The following is a 21,005-nucleotide window of genomic DNA, read 5'->3' on the forward strand; positions in this document are numbered from 1 at the left end:
CATGTAGAATGCACCGCACACAGCGGTTTCCGTAACGATTCAACATAATAATCAGTAAGCTATGAAAACAAAAACAATCGGTTTTATTGGTGGCGGCAATATGGCGACCAGTCTAATCAGCGGCTTGATTGCCAGCGGTCATTCGCCGCAGCAGATCTGGGTGTCGGATACAGCACCAACCACTTTGCAGGCTCATGCCGATCAACTGCATGTAAATACTACCGCCAGCAATGAGACGGTAATTAACGAAACGGAAGTGGTGGTGCTGGCGGTTAAACCGCAAATACTGCGTGACGTTGCTTTGCAAATCGCCCCCAGCCTGAAACAAAAAAATATACTGGTGGTATCGATTGCCGCCGGCATTTCTCAACAAAGCCTGTCGCAATGGCTTGGCGGCGAGGTCGCCATCGTGCGTTGCATGCCGAATACACCCGCACTGGTACAGACCGGCGCAACGGCCCTGCATGCCAATGCCAATGTGGACGACGAACAAAAAGATCTGGCCGAAAATATCCTGCGTGCAGTCGGTTTGGCGCTATGGGTAAACGACGAAAGCCAACTCGACGCCGTGACGGCCGTCTCCGGTAGCGGACCTGCTTATTTTTTTCTGTTGATGGAGGCGATGGAAAAAGCCGCCTTGGAATTGGGTCTGAACGAGCATTCCGCAAGACTGCTGATTCAGCAAACCGCACTGGGTGCCGCCAAAATTGCATTGGAATCCTCCGAATCGCCCGCCCAATTGCGCGCCAGAGTCACCTCGCCTGGCGGCACCACTCAACAAGCCATCGAAACGTTTGTGCAAAACGGTTTCGTCGAACTGGTTGCCAAAGCCTTACATGCCGCCAGAGATCGGTCGATTGAAATGTCAAAACAGCTGGGAGCCGACTAATGGGCAGCAATTACATGACCGACCCGATAGTGTTCCTGATCGACACCCTGTTTTCGTTGTATATTTTGGCGGTAGCCTTGCGCTTTTTGTTGCAATGGACCCAGGCCGATTTCTATAACCCGGTATCGCAGTTTCTGGTCAAAATCACCCATCCGCCGCTGCGGATCATGCGTCGTTTTATTCCATCCATCGGCCGGATAGACAGCTCTTCCTTGGTACTGGCATTGCTGCTGCAAATGGCCGCTAACTTTTCGATACTGGCGATCAAAGGACTATCAGTCAGCTTTGTCGCGTTGACGCTATTGTCGTTTACCGACTTGCTAAAGATGCTGATTGATATTTTTGTCTATGCCATTTTTGCCGGCGCCATCCTTAGCTGGTTTGCGCCTGGCAGTTACGGTTCGGCCTCGTCGATTTTGTACAGCTTGACCGATCCGCTATTAAATATTTGTCGTAAAGTGCTGCCGGACCTGGGCGGCATCGATTTGTCGCCATTGCTGGCGCTGGTGTTGCTGCAATTGGCAAAAATGATGATCTTGCCGCCATTGCATCAACTGGTCAGCCTGCTGGGCTAAACGCAACCGGTCTCGCCATGCCCCACGCCGCCGCCAAAAGAACGCTAATTATGGCTCTAGCCCTGCTGTTAGCAACGGGAGAAGAGGCGTTTGCGAAAAAAATGTACCGCTGGGTGGACGAGAACGGCAACGTCTATTTTTCCGACCAAGTCCCACCCGATCAGGTACAACATAAACGGGAAACCTTAAGCGAGAAAGCCCGCGTACTCGACGTGCTGGAGAAAGCCAAAACCGCCGAGCAACTTGCCCAACAAAAACGTTTGGATGCGCTACGCAAGGAACAGGAAAAAATTATCGCCAAACAAAACGCCAACGATAAAGTACTGTTAAGTACCTTTCGCAGCATTGACGATATGAATAAGGCGCTGAGTAACAAAATGGCATCCTTCGATGCCGGACGAAAAGTGATTGAAGGCAATATCGAACGCTTTGAACAGCAATTGCAACAGCAACAGCAGCAAGCCGCCAATCTTGAACGCAACGGGACTAAGATCCCGCCCAAGCTATTGGCCGATATTGCCGCCAGCAAACAACAAATAGAATCCGGCAAACAAGAACTGATACATCATCAGCAAGACAAACAGAACAGCGAGAAAGAATTCAAAGCCGACATCGCCCGCTTTCAATTCCTGACCCAATCCAACAGCGACGGCAAACCCGTTAATGGCGACACTTTAGCCGCCAGCAATGCCAGCAACGACCTCGGGCTGTTTGTTTGTCAGGACGCCGCGCAATGCGAAAAGGCCTGGAAAATTGCCGGAGAGTTTGTCGCCACAAACTCTACTACCGGCCAAGACGTGGAAAGCGAAAAGCTGATCATGCGTGCCGCGCCGCAGAAAGACGACGACTTAAGCCTGTCGGTGTCGCTGCTGGAGCGCAACAACAGTCAACAGATATTTCTGGATATCCGCTGCCGTCAATCCAGCATAGGCAATGAATTGTGCGCGGGCCCCAAGGCGCAGAGCATTCGCCAAGCCTTTGCCCCCTTCATTCAATCCAGTTTAGCGGCGCAACAATAAAGTACCGACACCCTGATCGGTAAACAGCTCCAACAGCACCGCGTGATCGACTCGCCCGTCGATGATATGCACGCTGTTCACACCGCCTTTCAACGCATCGGTCCCGCAACGGGTTTTCGGAATCATTCCTCCGGAAATTGTGCCGTCAGCAATGAGATTATCTATATCGGTCAGTGTCAGGCCGGTCAACAAATTGCCCTGCTTGTCCATAATGCCGGGGATATTAGTCAACAACATCAGTTTTTCGGCTTTTAATACTTCCGCAACTTTACCGGCCACCAGATCGGCATTGATGTTGTAAGAATGTCCGTCCTTACCCACGCCAATCGGCGCTATCACCGGAATAAAATCGCTATTACCCAGCATTTCCACCACCGCAGGATCGATACTGCTGACTTCTCCAACATGCCCCAGATCAATGATTTCCGGCGCATCATCCAGCGTCGGCCCGGCCTTGGTCATGTTGATTTTACGCGCATGGATGAAATTACCGTCCTTACCGGTCAAGCCTACGGCCTTCCCGCCCTGCATATTGATCATATTCACAATCTCTTTATTCACCAGACCGCCCAGCACCATTTCCACCACATCCATGGTTTCGCTGTCGGTGACGCGCATGCCGTCGATAAACTCCGAGGTTTTACCCAGACGTTTCAACAAGTCGCCAATTTGCGGACCGCCGCCATGCACCACGATGGGATTGATACCTACCAGCTTCATCAGAACAATGTCACGGGCAAAACTATGTTTCAAGGCCTCATCGACCATCGCATTGCCGCCGAATTTGATGACAACGGTTTTGCCCTTGAATTTTTGGATATAAGGCAAGGCCTCGATAAGAACGTGGGCAATCTGATGCGCGGTTTTTTCTTTCATCATCGCTAACAATTAAAAAGGTAGTTTGATATCGGGTTTGATTTGCAGCATTAGCTGCCTGAATTGAGCTTGTATCCGCTGCATGGCGTCCTGGCTATCCGCTTCAAAGCGCACCGTCAACACCGGCGTGGTATTGGAAGCTCTGACCAAACCCCAGCCATCGGTAAATTCGACGCGCATGCCGTCGATATTGATAATCTTGCCGTCTTTAAATTTGGCTTGACTAAATAGCTGCTCCACAAAACGCACGCCCTCGCCTTCGGCCATCGGCACATGCAACTCCGGCGTATTGATACTATCCGGCAGATCGGCAAACACGTCGCTACTGCTACGCATATCGCCGGATAAAATTTCGATTAGCCGCGCCGCAGCATACAGGGCGTCGTCGAATCCGAACCAGCGATCATTGAAGAAGATATGCCCGCTCATCTCACCCGCCAATGCCGCCGCGGTTTCTTTTAGCTTGGCTTTCATGAGGGAATGCCCACTTTTCCACATCAACGGCCGTCCGCCGCGCTTGACGATTTGATCGTGTAAATGCCTGGAACATTTCACATCGTAAATAATTTCCGCGCCCGGCTTGTTGGCTAGCACATCGCGGGAATACAGCATCATTTGCCGGTCCGGCCAAATGATTTTGCCGCCGGAATCGACCACGCCAATCCGGTCGCCGTCGCCGTCGAATGCCACACCGATGTCTGCGTCGTATTGCTTGACCGTTTTGATTAAATCGGCCAGATTTTCCGGTTTACTTGGGTCGGGATGATGATTGGGGAAATTGCCGTCGATTTCACAATACAACTCGATCACCTCGCAGCCCATGGTGCGCAACAGAATCGGCGCTAGTTGTCCGGCCGCACCATTACCGCAATCGACAGCCACTTTCATCGGCCTTACCAAATGCACATCGTCGGAAATCATGCCGATATATTCGTTGCTGAATAGGCTGTTCAGCTCGACCGACCCGGGCGTGCCTTCGCTAAAGTCGCCAGCTTCGATGCGTTTTCTTAATTGCTGAATCTTATCGCCGGATAAGGTTTCGCCGTTCAACACCAGTTTTAGGCCGTTATAGTCCGCCGGGTTGTGACTACCGGTTATCATCACACCGCTCCTGCCTTCGCTGTGCTGCGTGACAAAATACAGCAGCGGCGTTGGCACCAAGCCTATATTCAACACGTCGCAACCGGCTTCGGTAATGCCTGTTGCCAGCGCGTCCGACAGACCCGGGCTGGAGAGGCGCCCGTCCCTACCCATGACGATAGTCTTGATATTCAGCTGTCTGGCCTCGCTGCCTAAAGCCTGGCCGATATTTCGCACCGTTTCCGTAGTCAAGCCGCGACCGACGATGCCCCGAATATCGTAAGAGCGGAAGATATCGGCAAACCCCTCGCTCGCCGGTGCCAATGTAAGCGCGGACGCAGCGGGAGTCGTCGCGGCGAGCGGCATCTGTTCGGCCATGCTGATAGGCGCCGTCGCCAAACTCACCGGTACGCTGGCGTATTGTTCCGCGGCTTTAGGCGACTCTTCGATAAAATCGATATCGAAAGACTCGTCGAAAAAATCATATTCGCCCAATTCCTCGGGCGCTTTGCCCGGACTTTTCTCTTGTTCCAGGATGCGTTTGAACTGCGCCAACGTAGAAATAATCGGCCGCATTTCGTCAAGTTGTACCGGATAATGACCCACTTGCTTGCCGGTCATCATATCCTTGGCTGCTTTTAGAATACTGCTCTGATCGTGATGCAGATAATCCGCGAGTTTTCGATATCCGATAAAAAACGCCAGACAGGCCAGCAAGGCCGGAATCAAAATGATACAAGCAAATAGCACCAGGTCGCCGACACTGCCACCACCGCCTATCCACAAGTCGATCCGCCAACGGCTGTTGGTCAGAGGCACCGCTTGCGGATCGTCCAGTTTAACGGCCGGATTACCGGCAGTCGCCAAAATTGCCTGTTCTTGTTTAATTTCGACATAGCCGTCGCCGAAATTGGTTTTTGCGATCAACTGCTGCAACAAATCCGGCTTTAGACTGACCAAAATAACCCCAATCACTTGCTGATTTTGACTGACGGCAGCCGTCATCGCCAAATGTCTGTGTTCGCCCTCGCCCTGCACAAACGGTTTTTGTTTGGCTGTCAGCGTTGCCCGCACCATTTCCAGATCGGCAAACCCCATATTCGGCGTATCGGTTAAATCGGGCTCGCTGACCGCGGCCGGCAGCAGGCGTACGCGCATCGACTGCGGAAGCGCATTTTGCAATCGCCCCGCCACCGCATCCAATTCCGCTTTGTTACGGTTATCGGTGCTCAACGCCGCAATTACATCCGGCTGCATTGCCAGACCGTCGATCACCCGCTGCAAAGTATCGATCTGGCTGGCAATACTCACTGCCATGCCGCTGGCTATTGCCGTGGTGCTTGTTTGCCGGGTGTCGCTGACCTGGGCCGCCGAAAACCAATACGCGCCGCCGCCGGCCAATAACACCATCAACGCCGCAATTCCGGCGATTATGCTAAATATGCGTCCCATGCGTCGCGGCTCCGTTTAGTGGCGGCCGCTGTGCCCAAAGCCGCCGCTGCCGCGATGGCTTTCGTCGAATTCGGCCACGCATTCGAATTCGGCCTGCACTACCGGCACAAATACCATTTGCGCAATACGCTCGCCGATCTCGACGGTAAACGCGCTATCGCCGCGATTCCAGCACGAGATAAAAATCTGGCCCTGATAATCAGAGTCGATCAAACCCACCAAATTACCCAGCACAATGCCATGCTTATGACCCAGGCCGGAGCGCGGCAGCAACACAGCAGCCAGATGCGGATCGTCGATATGAATCGCCAGACCGGTAGGAATCAACGCAGTTTCACCGGGCAGCAAGGTCAGCGCTTGCTCCAGGCACGCACGCAAATCCAGTCCCGCCGAACCGTGTGTGGCATAAGCAGGTAAAGCAATCTCCTGGCCCAGGCGTGGATCAAGAATTTTTAACTGGATTTTTCTCATGCCATTTCTCGGTTATCAGATTAAGCAGTTGTACGGCTAAAGTACGTTTATCGGTCATCGCCAGAATTTGTTGCCCGCCCGGCCAAAATACTTGCAAAGCGTTGCGGTCGCTATCGAAACCGCCTTCGGCTTGGCCAACCCAATTCGCGGCGATGAGATCCAGATTTTTGCTCTGCAGCTTATGTTTGGCGTAATTTTCCAGATCGTCGGTTTCGGCGGCGAAACCCACTACCAAGGGCTTTGGCTGCAAACGGGCGACGGCGGCGATGATATCCGGATTTTTTGTCAAGACTATGCTGCCGGTTTCGCCGTCTTTCTTGATCTTACTCTCCGCGAGCGTTTGCGGCCGGTAATCGGCCACTGCCGCGGCGCCAATGTAAATATCGGCCGACCGGCTATGCATTATCACCGCATCATACATTTGCAGCGCGGTTTCCACCGGAATAAGTTTGGCTCCCGCAGGCGCGAGCAAGTTTACGGGGCCGCTCACCAGCGTCACATTGGCGCCGGCTGACACGGCTTCGGCCGCTAAGGCGTAACCCATTTTGCCGGAGCTGCGGTTAGTAATGTAACGCACCGGATCAAGCGGCTCGCGCGTCGGTCCGGCGCTGATCACAATGTTAACGCCCGCAAGTAAACTGGGCTGTTCATATTTCAGCACTTGCCGACAAATTTCCGCCGGCTCAACCATCCGTCCCAAACCCTGCTCACCGCAAGCCTGCTCGCCAGCGGCAGGGCCGATACAATGCACCCCATGGCTTTGTAGCCTGGCGATGTTCTCTTGCGTTACAACTTTACCCCACATCGCCTGATTCATCGCCGGCGCGACGAATACCGGACATTCCGCGGCGAGATATAAAGTAGACAGCAAATCGTCCGCCAATCCGTGCGCAATTTTCGCCAGCATATCGGCGGTCGCCGGCGCAATCAGCAGCAGGTCTGCCCAGCGGGCCAAATGGATATGGCTCATGGCCTGCTCCTGCTCGACGTCCAGCAAATCGCCATGCACGGCATGGCCGCTCAAGGCCTGAAACGTCAGCGGCGCGACAAACTGGCGGGCAGCGGCGGTCATCACCACCCGAACTTCATGGTCTTGCTTCCGCAACACGCGCACCAGCTCTGCCGCTTTATAAGCCGCGATACCGCCGCAAACTCCCAATAAAATTCGCTTGTTAATATTCCTGTCCCGAAAAGCTCAATTTCTGGAATTATGGCAAACTCGACTCGATTCTTCTATGCTTAAATCGTTTATTAACGGCTAGGAGGAGTGGATGAGCATCAAGGATTGGCCCGCCGACGAACGACCCCGCGAAAAATTGTTACAGCGCGGCGCTACCGCACTGACCGACGCCGAGCTGCTGGCGATTTTTCTCCGCACCGGCACACCGGGCAAATCGGCTGTGGACATGGCCCGCGATTTGTTGAGCGAATACGGTTCATTACAGGCTTTGCTCGGCGCCGATCAACCACGTTTCTGTCAAAGCAATGGCTTGGGCGACGCGAAATACGCCCAACTGCAAGCGGTACTGGAAATGGCCCGCCGGCATTTTGCGGAAATCCTGCAACGCGGCAACGCCCTGACCAGCCCGGAAGTCACCCGCGCCTATCTCAGCGCCCAGTTGCGAGGTTACAGTTACGAAGTATTCGCCTGTTTATTTCTGGACAACCAACACCGGGTAATTCAATGGGAAGAATTGTTTCGCGGTACGATAGACGGCGCCAGCGTTTATCCGCGCGAAGTGGCGAAACGGGCCTTGTTTCACCACGCCGCGGCGGTCATTTTTGCACACAACCACCCGTCCGGTATCAACGAGCCGAGTCAGGCCGACAAGCAAATCACCGACAAACTGAAACAGGCCCTGGGCCTGTTCGATATCCGGGTGTTAGATCATTTTATCGTCGGCGACGGCCAGCCCTTTTCGTTCGCGGAGCATGGACTGTTGTAAATTCTCTCGCTCGGTCGAAACCGGGTAATGCTTTCCGCCGCCTGCCGGCAAAGTAGTGCAGCTCAATCAAACCCTTGAATTTGATTGACAAAACGCCTAGCTGCTCCCACTTCCTATTGTTAATCTAGCTTTCACTTAACAAAACCCCGGAGAAATCGATGCCTTGCAACCCGGAACTCGCGGCAGATCCCGTGCGGGAACGCCTGCTAAAAGCGGCTCTCGACAGTTTTCTATCCGACGACTACCACAAAGTCACCACCCGCCTGATCGCGCAGAAAGCCGACGCCAATGTGTCGATGATTCGCTATTACTTCGGCAACAAGGAAGGCCTTTACGAAGAGATGATCCGCGACACGATGGCGCCGCTGTTAAAGGTATTGAATGGGCAAATGCTGGATTCGGTCGATGGCTTTGCCGACTTTCTCAACCTGTATTACCGGGTCATGGCCGAACATCCGAAATTTCCCAAGCTGATCTTGAAAGTATTGGCGCTCAACCAGGGACCGGGGCGGCGTTTTATTCAACAACTATTGGCACGCGGACGCAAGAAGGGAGCAAAGAAAGTGGGCAAACTTAAATCCAGCGGGCGAGTGTCCGCGTCGACCGATCCCGACATGCTGCGGCTAGCCTTTGTCAGTCTGGCAATGATGCCGATGCTGCTGAAAGACATTTTCGAAGAGCAAATGGGCCGCCCGATGGATACCGCATTCGTGACTCAACTCGCCGCTTTCAACGGCCGCCTGTTTTCCGCAGGCTTGGCGTCTAATCTGCCTGAATAAACGGAGCATAACCGATGTCATTACAAAAGCACGCAGGTACAGTTTACCTGTTTAGCAAATTACTGAAATTCGCCGACTGGTTGCAGCGACTGCCCCATCAAATCATCCCGCCGCCCTTTAGGCTGATCCAGATCGGTTCGGCTTTCTGGCAATCGCGGGCACTATATGTCGCCGTTCGGCTGGATATAGCGACGACGCTGGCGGATCAAGCGCTCGCGGCCGATGTTTTGGCCGCGCGGGTTTCGGCGCAAACAGACGCAGTCTATCGGCTGCTACGCATGCTGGCCGCGCTGGGTATATTCGAAGAAATCTCGCCACGAATTTTCAAAAACAATACACTCTCAAATTATTTGCGGGAAGATCATCCTAAGAATGTGCGAGCAATGATTTTAATGCACAACTCGGCCGAAATGAGCCGGCCCTGGTTTGAACAATTGGAGCAAGGCATACGCACCGGCAACGTACCGTTCGAGAGTGTGCACGGCAACGAACTGTATACCCATATGGACCGGAATACCGAATTCGATGCGTTGTTCGCCCGCGCGATGGACAGCGTCCAAGCTTTAACGGGCGACAGTTACGCCCACGATTTTGCCTGGGAACGATTCGAGCGCGTTATCGATGTCGGCGGCTCAAAAGGCAGTAAAGCGTTGACGCTATTAAAGCAACATCCCCATCTAAACGCAGTGGTGTTCGACCGACCACAAGTCATTGACACCGCGGCTGACTATTGGGCCACCCATGCCGCGCCGGAACTGCTTAACCGCGTAAGTTTCGTGGTCGGCAAGCTGTTAGAGTCAGTACCCGCCGCCAAAAACGGTAAAGACATCTACCTGCTCAGCGCGGTTCTGCATGGGATGGACCACAAAAACTGCGTTCGCGCCCTGCGCAATCTCGCGGAAGCGATTGGCGATACCGGAGCCGTAATCGCCATTATGGAATTAGTCATGCCGGATCCCCCCGCCGATTTTGCCAGTGCCGCGTTCGATATGCAGATGTTTATGGGTACCCAAGGCCGAGAACGTACGCTTAGCGAATGGCACCAACTTTTCGCCCAAGCAGGGCAGGCGCTTCACGAACAGGTCAATCTGCGCTCCATGGGCAAAATACTGGTCGTGATACCGAACGCCGGCCTTTAATACTACAGGCAAACCGCTAAGGTAATGAACTATTGGGCATCTTGCCCTACCGGCGGCCGGTATTGGCTTAGCACCCGCTCCGCCAAGCGCGAAAACGGCATGCTTTGGATCCACACCGAACCAGTGCCCTTCAACGTCGCCAGAAACAAACCCTCGCCACCGAACAGCATGCTCTTCAAACCGCCGCTCATGCCGATGTTGTAATCAATGTCGCCGCTAAACGCGACCAGACAACCGGTGTCCAGACGCAAGGTTTCGTTGCGCAATTCCTTGCGAATCACGGTGCCGCCGGCATGAATAAAGGCCATGCCGTCGCCGCGCAGACGTTGCAAAATAAAGCCCTCGCCGCCAAAAAAGCCGCTACCCAAGCGTTTGTTAAAGGCGATATCGACTTGAGTGCCGAAGGCCGCGGCCAAAAACGCCGATTTTTGACAAATCACTTCCTCGCCCAATTCGGCCAGATTCAGCGCGGCAATCGAACCGGGAAACGGCGCGGCAAAAGCCACCCGGCGTTTTTGCGAGCCGTGGTTGCTGAAGTGCGTTAAAAATACCGACTCGCCGGTCAGCATACGCTTGCCGATGCCGAACAGCTTGTCCATTACTCCGCCGGAGCCATCGCCCATTTTGGCTTCGAAGTCGATATCCTGTTCAAGATAGGTCATCGCCCCGGCTTCGGCGATCACCGTTTCCTTGGGATCGAGTTCGACTTCTACCATTTGAATGTCATGACCGATGATCTGATAGTCGACTTGGTGGCAACGCATGGCAATATCCTCTTCTGTGATTCAAAAAATTAAACGCCTAAAACTCGATACTAACCGAGCTCAAAAAATTCGTAGCAGCCGCGGCCATGCTGTTTGGCCAAATACATGGCCTGATCGGCGTGGCTCAGCAAACCAGCCGGCGTACCTGTGTCTGACGGGCATAAGGTGATACCGCTACTGACGCCAACAACCATCTCTTGCCCGGCGATCCGGTAAGGCTGGGAAATCGCCTGATGAATACGCTGCACGGCCTGCTCGCACTGCGCCCTGGATTCGATACCGCCCACCAGCAAGGCAAATTCATCGCCGCCCAAGCGGCACACCGTGTCATCCTCGCGCAGACCGGCCTTAATCCGCGTGGCCACTTCGATCAATAACATATCGCCTGCCTCGTGGCCCAGTTGGTCGTTGACCTGCTTAAAACCGTCCAAATCCATATACACCACACCGAGCAGCGTATTGTCGCGCTTGCAGCGCGCCAGGGCCTGCCGAAATCGGTCGTTGAACAAGATGCGATTGGGTAATTGCGTCAACGGATCGTGGTGCGCCATGCGCTCCAACTCCTGCTGCTGAAGTTTGGCTTGAGTAATGTCGGAAAACAAGCCGACATAATTCAGGATTTCACCGGTGCGATTCCGCATCGCGGAGATGGTCAACAACTCCACGTATAACTCGCCGCTTTTCTTGCGATTCCAAATTTCGCCTTGCCAACAGCCCTCGGTTTGCAGAGTTTGCCAAAGATCTTTATAGAATGCCGCATCATGTTTGCCGGATTGCAGAATGCTATGATTGCGGCCTATCACCTCCTCGCGGGTATACCCGGTTATCGCGCAAAAGGTCGGATTGGCATCGATTATGTTGCCTGCCGCATCCGTAATAGTAATACCTTCGTGCGCTTCGCTAAACACGCGGGCGGCCAGCTGCAGCTTATCTTCGGCACGCTTGCGTTCGGTAATGTTGGTCAGAATGCAATGAATCACGGCCGGGCGGACTTTGTTACCCTGCAAGCGGCCGTCGAGTATCACGGTCAGCGTGTGGCCCGATTTTCCAAGCAGCGACAATTCGCATTCCAACAAACCGTAATGGTTGAGCATTTGCAGTTTTAGCTGAAAATCCTGCCCCGTATCCGGCGAGATAAATTCAAACAGCTTTCTGCCGATCAGCTCTTCGCTGCCATAGTCCAGCAGATCGCATAATTGCGGATTTACATCCAGCAGGCAACCTTGCCGATCCAGCGCCAGATAAGCGACCGGCGAATTTTCAAATAAGCTGCGGAACCGGCTCTCGCTTTGCCGCAGCGACTCGGTCAATTGCCGCGCAATCTCGGCATTTCGGCGTACATTAATATAGGCCCAAGTGATAAAAAACAGCAGAAAGCTGATAAACACCAAGGCCAACACTTCGACCCAGGGCGGTTCGAATTTGGCCGTCTTACTGAATTCCGGCAACGCGCTGTAGCGTAGGGTCCAGAAATGACCGCCCAAATTCAGGCGGAGATTGAGCGTCATTGCGTCGTCCCGCGGCATAAATGCTACCGACGTCAGCTTGCTTTGGCTGTCGTAAAGCAGACCTTCGGCACTGAGATCGTCCTGATCGAAAATTTCCAAGCGCAAGGCCAATAAATCACGACCCAGGATGGTATGCAGCAAGTCGTTCATGCGGTACGGCATATACACCCAGCCCAGCAGGGCCGCGCGGCGCTGCTCCACGGTTTGCGGGATGCTGCCGTTACGGTAAACCGGAAAGTACGCCAACATGCCAGCCTGTAAATCGGCTTCGGTTTCCTGGATCAAAAACACCTTGCCGGTATACGCCAGATTGCCGTTATCCCTAGCCCGTTCCATCGCGCCGCGCCTTAGGGGATCGGAGAACATATCGTAGCCGAACGCCCGCAGATTACGGCCGCTGAAAGGCTCCAAATAAATAATGCTGGAGTATCCCTCTCGCGAATCTAACGGATTAACTATATAGTCCGGAAACCCTTGTCGGCGAACAGCGGCAATATGCTGTTCGAGCCGCGCGGAAGGAATCCAAACCGCGTAACCGACGCCTTGCGCCCCAGGATGGCTTCGATCCAGCTCCAGCATCTCCACAAATGCGCGCCAGTCCTCGCGGGTTACCTCATTACTGGCGGCAAACAATCCGGCGGCGCTGCGTAGTGTTTGCCCATGTAAATCCATACGCTCGCTGATATTGCCGGTAATGCGCTGAGTTTCGAAAGCGAAATATTCTTGCAGCCGTTGTTGATGGCGCCAATTCAGATCTTGCCAAGCCAGAAACAGAGCCGCGAGCGAAACCAACAGAATTACCAGCGCAGGGTAATAATGCCGGTAACGTGTCCATAATTTCGGTTGTACAGGGCTAGCAGTCATTCTTCCCCCTGATGATGCGGTATATTCCCTAACAAGCGGCCGGCAGTACTGATGCTTTAATCAATTGCCACCATTATTGCGCGGCTCTTGCCATTATTGTCCGGCGAAATTTTAGCGTCAAAGAGAACGCTTAGCCTTATTCAGCATAGCTCACCGGCGGCCGATTTCTTGGAATCCGAATCTCGCAGCCGGCATTTCGCCGCCGGAGGCAATACCCGGCTAGCTGCGTGCAGGGAAAGACAATTACGCCAGCAGATTGACCAAAATCTGCTGGTAAATCCGGCTCAAAACTTCCAGATCATCCAAACCGATATGCTCGTTGACCTTGTGAATGCTGGCATTCAACGGCCCCAGTTCGATGACTTGCGCACCGGTCGGGGCGACAAACCGGCCATCAGAAGTGCCGCCGCCGGTATCGTCCAAGGTCCGAAAGCCGCAAACGCTTTCGATCGCCGCATGCGTGGCATCGATTAAAGCGCCTTGCGAGGTCAGAAACGGATTGCCGGATAAACGCCATTGCAGATCGTATTTAAAGCCGTGTTTATCCAATATGGCTTGGGTACGGGACTTGATGGTGGCTTCGTCCAGCTCGGTGCAAAACCGCAGATTAAACTGCACTTCGACCTGGCCGGGGATGATGTTTTCCGCACCGGTGCCGCCGTCGATATTGGAAACCTGCAAGCGGGTCGGCGGAAAAAATTGATTGCCGTGGTCCCACACTTCCTCTGTCAGTTCCTTCAAGGCCGGTGCAAAAGTATGAATCGGATTTTCCGCCAATTCCGGATAAGCCACGTGGCCTTGAATACCCAACACGGTGAGCTTGGCACATAAGGAGCCGCGCCGCCCCACCCGAATCACGTCGCCGATTTTTTTATCGCTGGACGGTTCGCCCACCAAGCACCAGTCGATCTTTTCGCCGCGCTGTTCCAGCACTTCGACCACTTTGACCACGCCGTGGGTGGCAATGCCCTCCTCGTCGCTGGTCATCATGATGGCTATGGAGCCTTTATGTTCGGGATGCTCGACCAGGAAACGCTCGACCGCCGTGACAAACGCGGCAATGCCGCCTTTCATGTCCGCAGCCCCCCGACCGTAAAGCTTGCCGTCGCGGATAGTCGGCTCGAACGGCGGCGAATCCCAGGCCGTCAACGGCCCGGTCGGCACCACGTCGGTATGCCCTAAAAACACGAATAGCGGCGCCTGTTGACCCTTACGCAACCACAGGTTTTGAGTATCGGCAAAATTCAGGCGCTCGTCAGTAAAACCGAGTTTACCTAAGCGCTCCGCCAGCAAATCCTGGCAACCGGCGTCGTTGGGGGTCACCGATTCGCGACGAATCAGCGCTTCTAACAGGGAAAGGGTTTCGCTCATTATTCGGTCGGGTACTGATCGGGATTAAAGCCGACGATCAGTTGCTGTCCATTATCCAGAATCGGGCGCTTGATCAAGGTCGGCACAGCCAGCATGAGTTGCACGGCTTTGTCGGGGGTTAAATCGGATTTTTGGGCGTCGTCCAATTGGCGCCAACTGGTACTGCGCTGATTCAGTACCGCATCCACGCCCAACGCATCGACAAAGCCCTGCAGCAAAGCCGCATCCAGCCCATCGACACGATAGTCGTGGAAACGGTAGGCAATTTGCCGCGCCTCCAGCCAGGTCCGCGCCTTTTTGACGCTATCGCAGTTTTTGATGCCGTAAACTACGATCATGCAAGATTAGCCTTCTTCGCCGGCCAGCAATTCTTCAACGCTCGGCAAGGAATCATCAGCTTTGGCGCGAGCTTTGTACACATCGACGAATTCCATGAAGGCTTGCTCCAAATCGTCCAGCACTTCTTCCTCGTCGGTCACTTCGTCTTCGGGAATCTCGCCGGACTCCAAATAATCTTTTTGAATAGCGATCTCGCCGTTCAGGGACAGCAGGGCGAGGATTAGGGCATTATTGGAAATATTTTCTGGCATGGTGTGCTCGCAGGTTAGGATTGAAGAGAAAACGGTTGCCGGCTAAGCGGCGTTAAATCAGGTGCGCGGATGCAGCGTATCGAAAGGGTTCGCATTCATGCTGTATGGCCTCCTTGGCACTAAGGCCAGCATTGTAACGCATAGCCGCTAATCCTTGCCATGCGTTAACGCTTCCTCACCCACCGCCACGTTTCCCCGTACAATTATTTTCCGCTCTGGATTCGACGGCTTGGCATCGCGTATTCCGATTCGCGAGCGCTAGCTTACCAGTTCGATATATAAATGCATCAGTCGAAACCGAAATTCCTACAACCAGCGGGATTGGCTTGTTAAATACTATTACAGTGAGAAATGCCAACCGGGCACTAAAAGTGTTTAAAGCCGTTTCAACCGTATCCGCGTTCTAAACGCCGGCAGCCAACTTCTGCTCGAAAAATACAGGCAAGGCAAATTTTGCGGCGTAATAGTGACTTGCCAATGCTCATCTCGAAAAAACGTAAGTTTTAAGTTTACATCGTCCAACACCAACGCTTCGTCCAGCGAAAACGAGCCGTAGGGCACACCCAACGAACGCACCCCCACCACCTTGAACTGGCTATCCAGCAAGATAATCTCCGTGGCCTCCTCAAAGGGGCAATCCCAATCATTGATTAAAAGGTATTCATGGGCTGACGTTTGAAATTGATGTAACAGCCGGTAGCCGGGCACATAACATGAACTCGGCAGGCCGTTGATCAGCAATTGCGTCTGTAGCGGCCAGCTTTGATATTCACCGGCGTGGCTTTTCAAGGAAAAAATATCGATTGCTTGCATCAGTTCGACCTGGATAAACCGAATGTGCGGATTGATTTTCTCATAGTCTATAGTCCAACAAATTGGCGTAAATTCATTGTCAATTCAGCGCATCTCTTAGCCGAAACATCGACGCGGCAAGCCGAAATCCCCCATTTTCTCGGCCGCGTTGTTTACAATAGCTGCTAAAGCACTTTTTAACCGAGATAATCCGCCCAATGCAGCGCACATCCAGCGGAGCTCGCCCCCTCTTACCGTAAAACAATTAAAGTACAGGATATATTTTTCCCAATGAAATTCACCGATACGGGCACCCTAATCAACTGGCAATTAGACGATATCCATATTATCCACCCCCTGCACGACAAAGCAGACGGCGGCTCGCGCGGCGGCGTATATCTGTGTATACCCAATTTTGAAGAATTATCGCCGCCTTTCGCGCTTAAACACGGCGAATACCGGATAACGCCTTGCGATAGCGACCTGCCGCATCAAAAAAACCTCACCGCGCCGGCTGATGTGAATTGGGGTTCTGTCGAGGTGATTACAGACTGGCAAGAGCTGACGGAAGCCAAAAGTAAAACCCTGACCGTCAGCACCCGGATTCGCGCGGTGTCGGAGACCGCACTGGTTCGCCCCGGCTTTCATCCCTATTTTTCGATTTCTCCCGGCAGCGTTATCGATATTGCGGAAACGCATATTGAGGTCGCCGCGCTTCCGCACGATAGCTTAAGAGTACACCACGCGAAATCGCTAACCGCACCCGTCAAGCTAAGTACAGCCGATTACACCGTCAGCATGGCTTGCAATATCTCGCCAGTGCAGGACGATCTAGCGTTGGCGTTTGGTATTTGGAGCGATAAAAAAGCCGAGTATGTCTGCATCGAACCGATCATCGGCAAGCAACCCAGCCCGGACGGCCTGCCAACGCCGCTGACCTTGCAACAGGATGAAGAGTTGGTGATGGTGTTTAGGATTCGGGCGGATCGCAAGAGCTTTGCGAACTAACCGTCATACTCATCATGCTGACAAATGCGTTGCCTAGTGAGCATTTGATTATAGAGATGCCTTACTTGATAAAAAAGGTTTCAGCAAACGCCATGCTACGTAGATTAAAGCCAATGCAAACAACAAATGACCAATGGCATCCAGTGGCCCCGCATATGTTCGGGAATCCTTACCCAAACAATTGCCCAATTCACAAAATATTCGTCTTCTCTGACGAGAACAATCGGTTGCCGGAACATGTTCGGCTACAAACAGTGGGATGGAAGAGTCAACCTCAATATATGACACAAACAGCGCCAATATAGCCCCCGACACGCGAAAGCCAGGACGCACTTCTAAGTCGTGGGGATTAGGGTTTGAGTAATAATTCATCGCTTTTTTATAGTGTTGTAGCTCCAAAACTCAACCAGCGATGCATCAAATCAGATGCGCTATTTTCAGCAACACTGCGACAATAACCGTGGTTTGCAAGAACCCTGCGGCAATGATCCAACGCGTTAAATCAGCTTTGGTTTCGGCTTGATCACGGCGAGTATCGGCTCGGAGCAATTCTATTTTGTGGGTTAGCTCAGACTCCAACGTTCTGATTTCGGTACGCAAGACGACTTCAAGGTCTTTCAAATCGCGTTTTGTCGCCACGTCGTCAAGATGAAAATCGTGCTTGGCTTGTTCCAGCGTATTGTCGACGACTTCCTTTTGCATTTCGGTGATCACTTCGGCTTGAGCCTCGGTAAAGCCGGCTGCTTTTAAACGTAGCGCAAATTTTAAGGTATCAAATGGTATCGCGTTCATGTCCTGCGCCCTCGGATAAAATGCGGTAACTGCATTGTAGCGCATGGCGTCCAAAAAACGCCATGCGACGGCGACGATCAATCAATCCCGCAACAACTCATTAATCCCGGTTTTGCTACGAGTTTTCTCGTCCACTTGCTTGATGATCACCGCGCAATACAGGCTGTGGCTACCGTCTTTGCTCGGCAAGTTGCCGGATACCACCACGGAGCCTGCCGGGATGCGGCCGTAGCTGACTTCGCCGGTCATCCGATTGAAAATCTTGGTGCTTTGGCCGATGTAGACACCCATCGATACCACGCAGTTGTCTTCGACGATGACCCCTTCGACGATTTCGGAGCGGGCGCCGATGAAGCAGTTGTCGCCGATGATAGTTGGGTTTGCTTGCAGCGGTTCCAGAACGCCGCCGATGCCGACGCCGCCTGATAAATGCACGTTTTTACCGATTTGCGCGCAGGAACCGACTGTTACCCAGGTGTCGACCATGGTGCCGCTATCAACGTAAGCGCCGATGTTGACGTAAGACGGCATCAGGATCGCGCCGGGCGCAACGTAAGAACCATAACGGGCCACCGCATTCGGCACCACCCGTACGCCGGCTTTCGCGAAATCTTCTTCGCTGTATTGACCATATTTGGTCGGCACTTTGTCGTAATAGCGCACGTCACCGCTTTCGATGACTTTGTTTTCGTTGATGCGAAACGACAGCAACACGGCTTTTTTCAGCCATTGATTGGTGACCCAATCGCCGTCTTTTTTCTCGGCCACGCGGGCTTCGCCCTTGTCGAGCATATTCAAAACTTCGGCAACCGTGTTGCGGACTTCGGTTGACACAGTGGACGGGCTGATTTCGGCGCGATTTTCGAAGGCGTCGTTGATGATGGTTTCCAGATTTGACATGGTTTCTCGGGGTTAAGTTGAAATAATGTAGGTTGGGTAGGAGCGATAGCGCAAACCCAGCTTGAAGCGTTTCACGCTGGGTTTCGCTGCGCTCTACCCAGCCTACGAAAGACTATTAATGAACGTTTTAATCCGTTGCGCAGCCTCAACACACTCTTCAATCGGCGCGACCAAGGCAATGCGCACATGGTTGGCGCCGGGATTGATGCCGCCGCTGTCGCGCGACAAATAGCTACCTGGAAGCACCGTAATGTTTTGCCGGGCAAACAATTGTTTAGCAAATTCAGCATCATCAATCGGCGTCTTTAGCCAGACATAAAAACTGGCTGGCGGCCGATTGATTTCGCAAACATCCTGCAATATTTCGATAAACGCGCTGAACTTGTCCCGGTACAACTGACGGTTATGCTTGACGTGTTCCTCGTCGTTCCAGGCTGCGATGCTGGCGTACTGAGTCGGTACCGGCATCGGGCAGCCGTGATAAGTGCGGTATTTGAAATACTGCTGCAATACCTCGGTGTCGCCGGCGACGAAGCCGGAACGCAAACCCGGTGCGTTGGAGCGTTTAGACAGGCTTTGAAATATCACACAACGTTTAAATCCGGTGTTGCCGGCCTGATAAGCGCTTTGCAATAAACCTTGCGGCGGATTGGCTTCATCGTCGTAAAGTTCGGTGTAGCACTCGTCGGATGCAATAACGAAATCGTACTTTTCCGCTAACGCCAATAATTTCAAATGATCGGCTTGTGTTAACACCGTGCCGGTCGGATTGCCAGGCGAGCAGATAAAGATCAACTGACAGCGTTGCCAAATCGCCTCAGGCATGCTGTCAAAATCCGGCAAATAACCGTCGGCCTCGACGGTATTCAGATAATACGGCTCGGCGCCAGCCAGCAGGGCCGCACCTTCGTAGATCTGATAAAACGGGTTGGGCATGATCACCACCGGCTTGTCGGCCGGATCGACCACCGCCTGCACCAATGAGAACAAAGCCTCACGGGTACCGTTGACCGGCAGCACCTGAGTTTCAGCATCGACACCCCCGGCAGGGATGCCGAAGCGGCGGCAGGTCCAATCGGCTATGGCTTGTCTTAATTCAGGCAAGCCTTTGGTGGTCGGGTACTGGGTCAAACCATGTAAGTGCCGCAGCAAGGCTTCTTGGATAAAATGCGGCGTGGCGTGCTTGGGTTCGCCGATAGACAACGCGATATGCGCTTTGTCGGCTGGCGGGACGATACCTTGTTTCAGCGTGGCCAGCTTTTCAAACGGATACGGATGCAGTTGGGATAAATGCGGATTCATTATTTGGCGCAATGCGGTTGTCTGCCGCCATTCCAGGCTTGTTGCTGTAGCTGGATGGCCCGATTCATATTCTGATTCAAATTATCGATGCGGCTGGCATGCGACGGGTGAGTCGACATAAATTCGATAGGTTGTCCGCCTTGAGACGCCTTATCCATTTTCAACCATAAGTTAATGCTTTGGCGCGGATCGAAACCGGCTTTGGCCATCAAATCCAAACCTATCGTATCCGCCTCGGTTTCGTGGACGCGGCTAAACGGCAGGATCACACCGTATTGCGCACCGACACCCAATAACCCCAGTGCGGTCTGGCCTAATGCGGTTTGCGGCTGGGACACCGCTTGCACCATCGACAGGCCGGTGCTGACAGCGGTTTCCTGCGACAAGCGCTCATTGCTGTGCCGCGCCAACACGTGCCCCACTTCGTGGCCTATGACTGCCGCCAATTGATCTTGGTTATCCACCAGGTTGATCAGGCCGGTATGCACGCCGATTTTATTGCCGGGCAGTGCAAAAGCGTTCAGCGTCTCGTCTTCAAATACCACAACCTCCCACTGGCGGCCGGTCTGCTGGGTAATGGCCTGGGCCACGCAACTGGCAAACTGGCTATAGCGGGTATTTTTGCTGATAGGGTTTTTGCTTTTCATGTCACTGAATGACTGCAAACCCATTTGATCGACCTGATTATCCGGCATATAGATAAACTGGGAACGTCCGGTCGGACTGGTGGCACAGGCGCTTAACAGCAAGGAAACAGCCGAGGAAAGCAGGAGTTTTTTCAACATGGCGTAAACATCCGCAAGGAAAAGAAGCGGCATTTTAACGTAACTTGTCAGCCGGAGTTAAAAGCTTTTTGGCTGAACGGCCTGCGTTGTTTCTCGGGCTCAG

The 21,005-nt window shown here is 53.2% G+C and carries 21 protein-coding genes; 7 read left to right on the plus strand and 14 right to left on the minus strand.

Annotated elements, in window-relative coordinates; all coding sequences use genetic code 11:
* The first annotated feature begins 61 nt into the window (after window positions 1–61).
* From proC to ACH50O_RS15500, 3 genes are read left to right on the plus strand one after another with little or no spacing between them, the layout of a single operon-like run.
* A complete protein-coding gene (proC, locus tag ACH50O_RS15490) occupies window positions 62–889 on the plus strand; it encodes a pyrroline-5-carboxylate reductase (protein WP_446808664.1) in 828 nt (275 codons plus the stop codon).
* Entirely contained in the window at window positions 889–1,464 is a 576-nt protein-coding gene (locus ACH50O_RS15495; RefSeq protein WP_446808665.1) for a YggT family protein, read from the plus strand. Before proC ends, ACH50O_RS15495 begins: the two co-directional genes overlap by 1 nt.
* Before the next feature lie 50 nt (window positions 1,465–1,514).
* Complete coding sequence (locus ACH50O_RS15500; RefSeq protein ID WP_446808666.1) at window positions 1,515–2,483, plus strand: DUF4124 domain-containing protein; 969 nt, start codon at window positions 1,515–1,517, stop codon at window positions 2,481–2,483.
* On the opposite strand, the gene argB is transcribed toward ACH50O_RS15500, so the two are convergent.
* From argB to coaBC, 4 genes are read right to left on the minus strand one after another with little or no spacing between them, the layout of a single operon-like run.
* Window positions 2,466–3,359, minus strand: coding sequence for an acetylglutamate kinase (argB, locus tag ACH50O_RS15505; RefSeq protein WP_446812159.1), 894 nt, complete (start codon window positions 3,357–3,359; stop codon window positions 2,466–2,468). The genes ACH50O_RS15500 and argB overlap by 18 nt on opposite strands.
* A 12-nt stretch (window positions 3,360–3,371) precedes the next feature.
* Window positions 3,372–5,891: a phosphomannomutase/phosphoglucomutase gene (locus ACH50O_RS15510; protein WP_446808667.1), complete on the minus strand. Its 2,520-nt coding sequence runs from the start codon at window positions 5,889–5,891 to the stop codon at window positions 3,372–3,374.
* Between the two features lie 15 nt (window positions 5,892–5,906).
* Complete coding sequence (dut, locus tag ACH50O_RS15515) at window positions 5,907–6,362, minus strand: dUTP diphosphatase (protein WP_446808668.1); 456 nt, start codon at window positions 6,360–6,362, stop codon at window positions 5,907–5,909.
* Complete coding sequence (gene coaBC / locus ACH50O_RS15520; RefSeq protein WP_446808669.1) at window positions 6,334–7,521, minus strand: bifunctional phosphopantothenoylcysteine decarboxylase/phosphopantothenate--cysteine ligase CoaBC; 1,188 nt, start codon at window positions 7,519–7,521, stop codon at window positions 6,334–6,336. The genes dut and coaBC overlap by 29 nt, the downstream gene beginning before the upstream one ends.
* 112 nt (window positions 7,522–7,633) lie before the next feature.
* On the opposite strand from coaBC, the gene radC reads away from it, so the two are divergent.
* The 3 genes from radC (at window position 7,634) to ACH50O_RS15535 (ending at window position 10,226) form a co-directional block, all read left to right on the plus strand.
* The gene (radC, locus tag ACH50O_RS15525; protein ID WP_446808670.1) at window positions 7,634–8,308 is read left to right on the plus strand and encodes a RadC family protein; all 675 of its coding nucleotides are present in this window, start codon (window positions 7,634–7,636) and stop codon (window positions 8,306–8,308) included.
* 158 nt (window positions 8,309–8,466) lie between these two features.
* Window positions 8,467–9,087 (plus strand): TetR/AcrR family transcriptional regulator, encoded by a 621-nt coding sequence (locus ACH50O_RS15530; protein ID WP_446808671.1) that lies wholly within the window; start codon window positions 8,467–8,469, stop codon window positions 9,085–9,087.
* 14 nt (window positions 9,088–9,101) lie between these two features.
* On the plus strand, window positions 9,102–10,226 hold the full coding sequence (locus ACH50O_RS15535) for a methyltransferase (RefSeq protein ID WP_446808672.1): 1,125 nt from the start codon (window positions 9,102–9,104) through the stop codon (window positions 10,224–10,226).
* Between the two features lie 29 nt (window positions 10,227–10,255).
* Here ACH50O_RS15535 and ACH50O_RS15540 read toward each other — a convergent pair whose 3' ends face one another.
* The 6 genes from ACH50O_RS15540 to ACH50O_RS15565 form a co-directional block, all read right to left on the minus strand.
* The gene (locus tag ACH50O_RS15540; RefSeq protein ID WP_446808673.1) at window positions 10,256–10,990 is read right to left on the minus strand and encodes a TIGR00266 family protein; all 735 of its coding nucleotides are present in this window, start codon (window positions 10,988–10,990) and stop codon (window positions 10,256–10,258) included.
* Between the two features lie 50 nt (window positions 10,991–11,040).
* Entirely contained in the window at window positions 11,041–13,362 is a 2,322-nt protein-coding gene (locus ACH50O_RS15545) for a CHASE domain-containing protein (RefSeq protein WP_446808674.1), read from the minus strand.
* Window positions 13,363–13,605: 243 nt separating this feature from the next.
* The gene (gene dapE / locus ACH50O_RS15550) at window positions 13,606–14,733 is read right to left on the minus strand and encodes a succinyl-diaminopimelate desuccinylase (protein ID WP_446808675.1); all 1,128 of its coding nucleotides are present in this window, start codon (window positions 14,731–14,733) and stop codon (window positions 13,606–13,608) included.
* The gene (locus ACH50O_RS15555) at window positions 14,733–15,071 is read right to left on the minus strand and encodes an ArsC family reductase (RefSeq protein ID WP_446808676.1); all 339 of its coding nucleotides are present in this window, start codon (window positions 15,069–15,071) and stop codon (window positions 14,733–14,735) included. Before ACH50O_RS15555 ends, dapE begins: the two co-directional genes overlap by 1 nt.
* A 6-nt stretch (window positions 15,072–15,077) precedes the next feature.
* Complete coding sequence (locus tag ACH50O_RS15560) at window positions 15,078–15,323, minus strand: hypothetical protein (RefSeq protein ID WP_446808677.1); 246 nt, start codon at window positions 15,321–15,323, stop codon at window positions 15,078–15,080.
* 375 nt (window positions 15,324–15,698) lie between these two features.
* Complete coding sequence (locus ACH50O_RS15565) at window positions 15,699–16,136, minus strand: hypothetical protein (protein WP_446808678.1); 438 nt, start codon at window positions 16,134–16,136, stop codon at window positions 15,699–15,701.
* Between the two features lie 270 nt (window positions 16,137–16,406).
* On the opposite strand from ACH50O_RS15565, the gene ACH50O_RS15570 reads away from it, so the two are divergent.
* Entirely contained in the window at window positions 16,407–17,123 is a 717-nt protein-coding gene (locus tag ACH50O_RS15570) for a hypothetical protein (RefSeq protein ID WP_446808679.1), read from the plus strand.
* Window positions 17,124–17,540: 417 nt separating this feature from the next.
* On the opposite strand, the gene ACH50O_RS15575 is transcribed toward ACH50O_RS15570, so the two are convergent.
* From ACH50O_RS15575 to ACH50O_RS15590, 4 genes are all read right to left on the minus strand, one after another.
* On the minus strand, window positions 17,541–17,915 hold the full coding sequence (locus tag ACH50O_RS15575) for a DUF1640 domain-containing protein (RefSeq protein ID WP_446808680.1): 375 nt from the start codon (window positions 17,913–17,915) through the stop codon (window positions 17,541–17,543).
* A gap of 81 nt (window positions 17,916–17,996) precedes the next feature.
* The gene (gene dapD / locus ACH50O_RS15580) at window positions 17,997–18,815 is read right to left on the minus strand and encodes a 2,3,4,5-tetrahydropyridine-2,6-dicarboxylate N-succinyltransferase (protein WP_446808681.1); all 819 of its coding nucleotides are present in this window, start codon (window positions 18,813–18,815) and stop codon (window positions 17,997–17,999) included.
* 102 nt (window positions 18,816–18,917) lie between these two features.
* Window positions 18,918–20,117, minus strand: a complete 1,200-nt coding sequence (gene dapC, locus ACH50O_RS15585) for a succinyldiaminopimelate transaminase (RefSeq protein ID WP_446808682.1) — start codon at window positions 20,115–20,117, stop codon at window positions 18,918–18,920.
* Window positions 20,117–20,902: a M48 family metallopeptidase gene (locus ACH50O_RS15590; protein ID WP_446808683.1), complete on the minus strand. Its 786-nt coding sequence runs from the start codon at window positions 20,900–20,902 to the stop codon at window positions 20,117–20,119. The genes dapC and ACH50O_RS15590 overlap by 1 nt, the downstream gene beginning before the upstream one ends.
* Between the last annotated feature and the right edge of the window lie 103 nt (window positions 20,903–21,005).

The sequence above is a fragment of the Methylomonas sp. 2BW1-5-20 genome (assembly GCF_052474515.1).

Bases quoted from the DNA above. Each gene is read 5' to 3' on its own strand.
- ACH50O_RS15530 (WP_446808671.1), top strand. From the start codon at position 8,467: ATGCCTTGCAACCCGGAACTCGCGGCAGATCCCGTGCGGGAACGCCTG.
- ACH50O_RS15500 (WP_446808666.1), top strand. From the start codon at position 1,515: ATGGCTCTAGCCCTGCTGTTAGCAACGGGAGAAGAGGCGTTTGCGAAA.
- dut (WP_446808668.1), bottom strand. From the start codon at position 6,362: ATGAGAAAAATCCAGTTAAAAATTCTTGATCCACGCCTGGGCCAGGAG.
- ACH50O_RS15545 (WP_446808674.1), bottom strand. From the start codon at position 13,362: ATGACTGCTAGCCCTGTACAACCGAAATTATGGACACGTTACCGGCAT.
- ACH50O_RS15555 (WP_446808676.1), bottom strand. From the start codon at position 15,071: ATGATCGTAGTTTACGGCATCAAAAACTGCGATAGCGTCAAAAAGGCG.
- ACH50O_RS15570 (WP_446808679.1), top strand. From the start codon at position 16,407: ATGAAATTCACCGATACGGGCACCCTAATCAACTGGCAATTAGACGAT.
- dapE (WP_446808675.1), bottom strand. From the start codon at position 14,733: ATGAGCGAAACCCTTTCCCTGTTAGAAGCGCTGATTCGTCGCGAATCG.
- ACH50O_RS15575 (WP_446808680.1), bottom strand. From the start codon at position 17,915: ATGAACGCGATACCATTTGATACCTTAAAATTTGCGCTACGTTTAAAA.
- ACH50O_RS15495 (WP_446808665.1), top strand. From the start codon at position 889: ATGGGCAGCAATTACATGACCGACCCGATAGTGTTCCTGATCGACACC.
- argB (WP_446812159.1), bottom strand. From the start codon at position 3,359: ATGAAAGAAAAAACCGCGCATCAGATTGCCCACGTTCTTATCGAGGCC.
- ACH50O_RS15510 (WP_446808667.1), bottom strand. From the start codon at position 5,891: ATGGGACGCATATTTAGCATAATCGCCGGAATTGCGGCGTTGATGGTG.
- ACH50O_RS15535 (WP_446808672.1), top strand. From the start codon at position 9,102: ATGTCATTACAAAAGCACGCAGGTACAGTTTACCTGTTTAGCAAATTA.
- radC (WP_446808670.1), top strand. From the start codon at position 7,634: ATGAGCATCAAGGATTGGCCCGCCGACGAACGACCCCGCGAAAAATTG.
- ACH50O_RS15590 (WP_446808683.1), bottom strand. From the start codon at position 20,902: ATGTTGAAAAAACTCCTGCTTTCCTCGGCTGTTTCCTTGCTGTTAAGC.
- proC (WP_446808664.1), top strand. From the start codon at position 62: ATGAAAACAAAAACAATCGGTTTTATTGGTGGCGGCAATATGGCGACC.
- ACH50O_RS15540 (WP_446808673.1), bottom strand. From the start codon at position 10,990: ATGCGTTGCCACCAAGTCGACTATCAGATCATCGGTCATGACATTCAA.
- dapC (WP_446808682.1), bottom strand. From the start codon at position 20,117: ATGAATCCGCATTTATCCCAACTGCATCCGTATCCGTTTGAAAAGCTG.
- ACH50O_RS15565 (WP_446808678.1), bottom strand. From the start codon at position 16,136: ATGCAAGCAATCGATATTTTTTCCTTGAAAAGCCACGCCGGTGAATAT.
- dapD (WP_446808681.1), bottom strand. From the start codon at position 18,815: ATGTCAAATCTGGAAACCATCATCAACGACGCCTTCGAAAATCGCGCC.
- ACH50O_RS15560 (WP_446808677.1), bottom strand. From the start codon at position 15,323: ATGCCAGAAAATATTTCCAATAATGCCCTAATCCTCGCCCTGCTGTCC.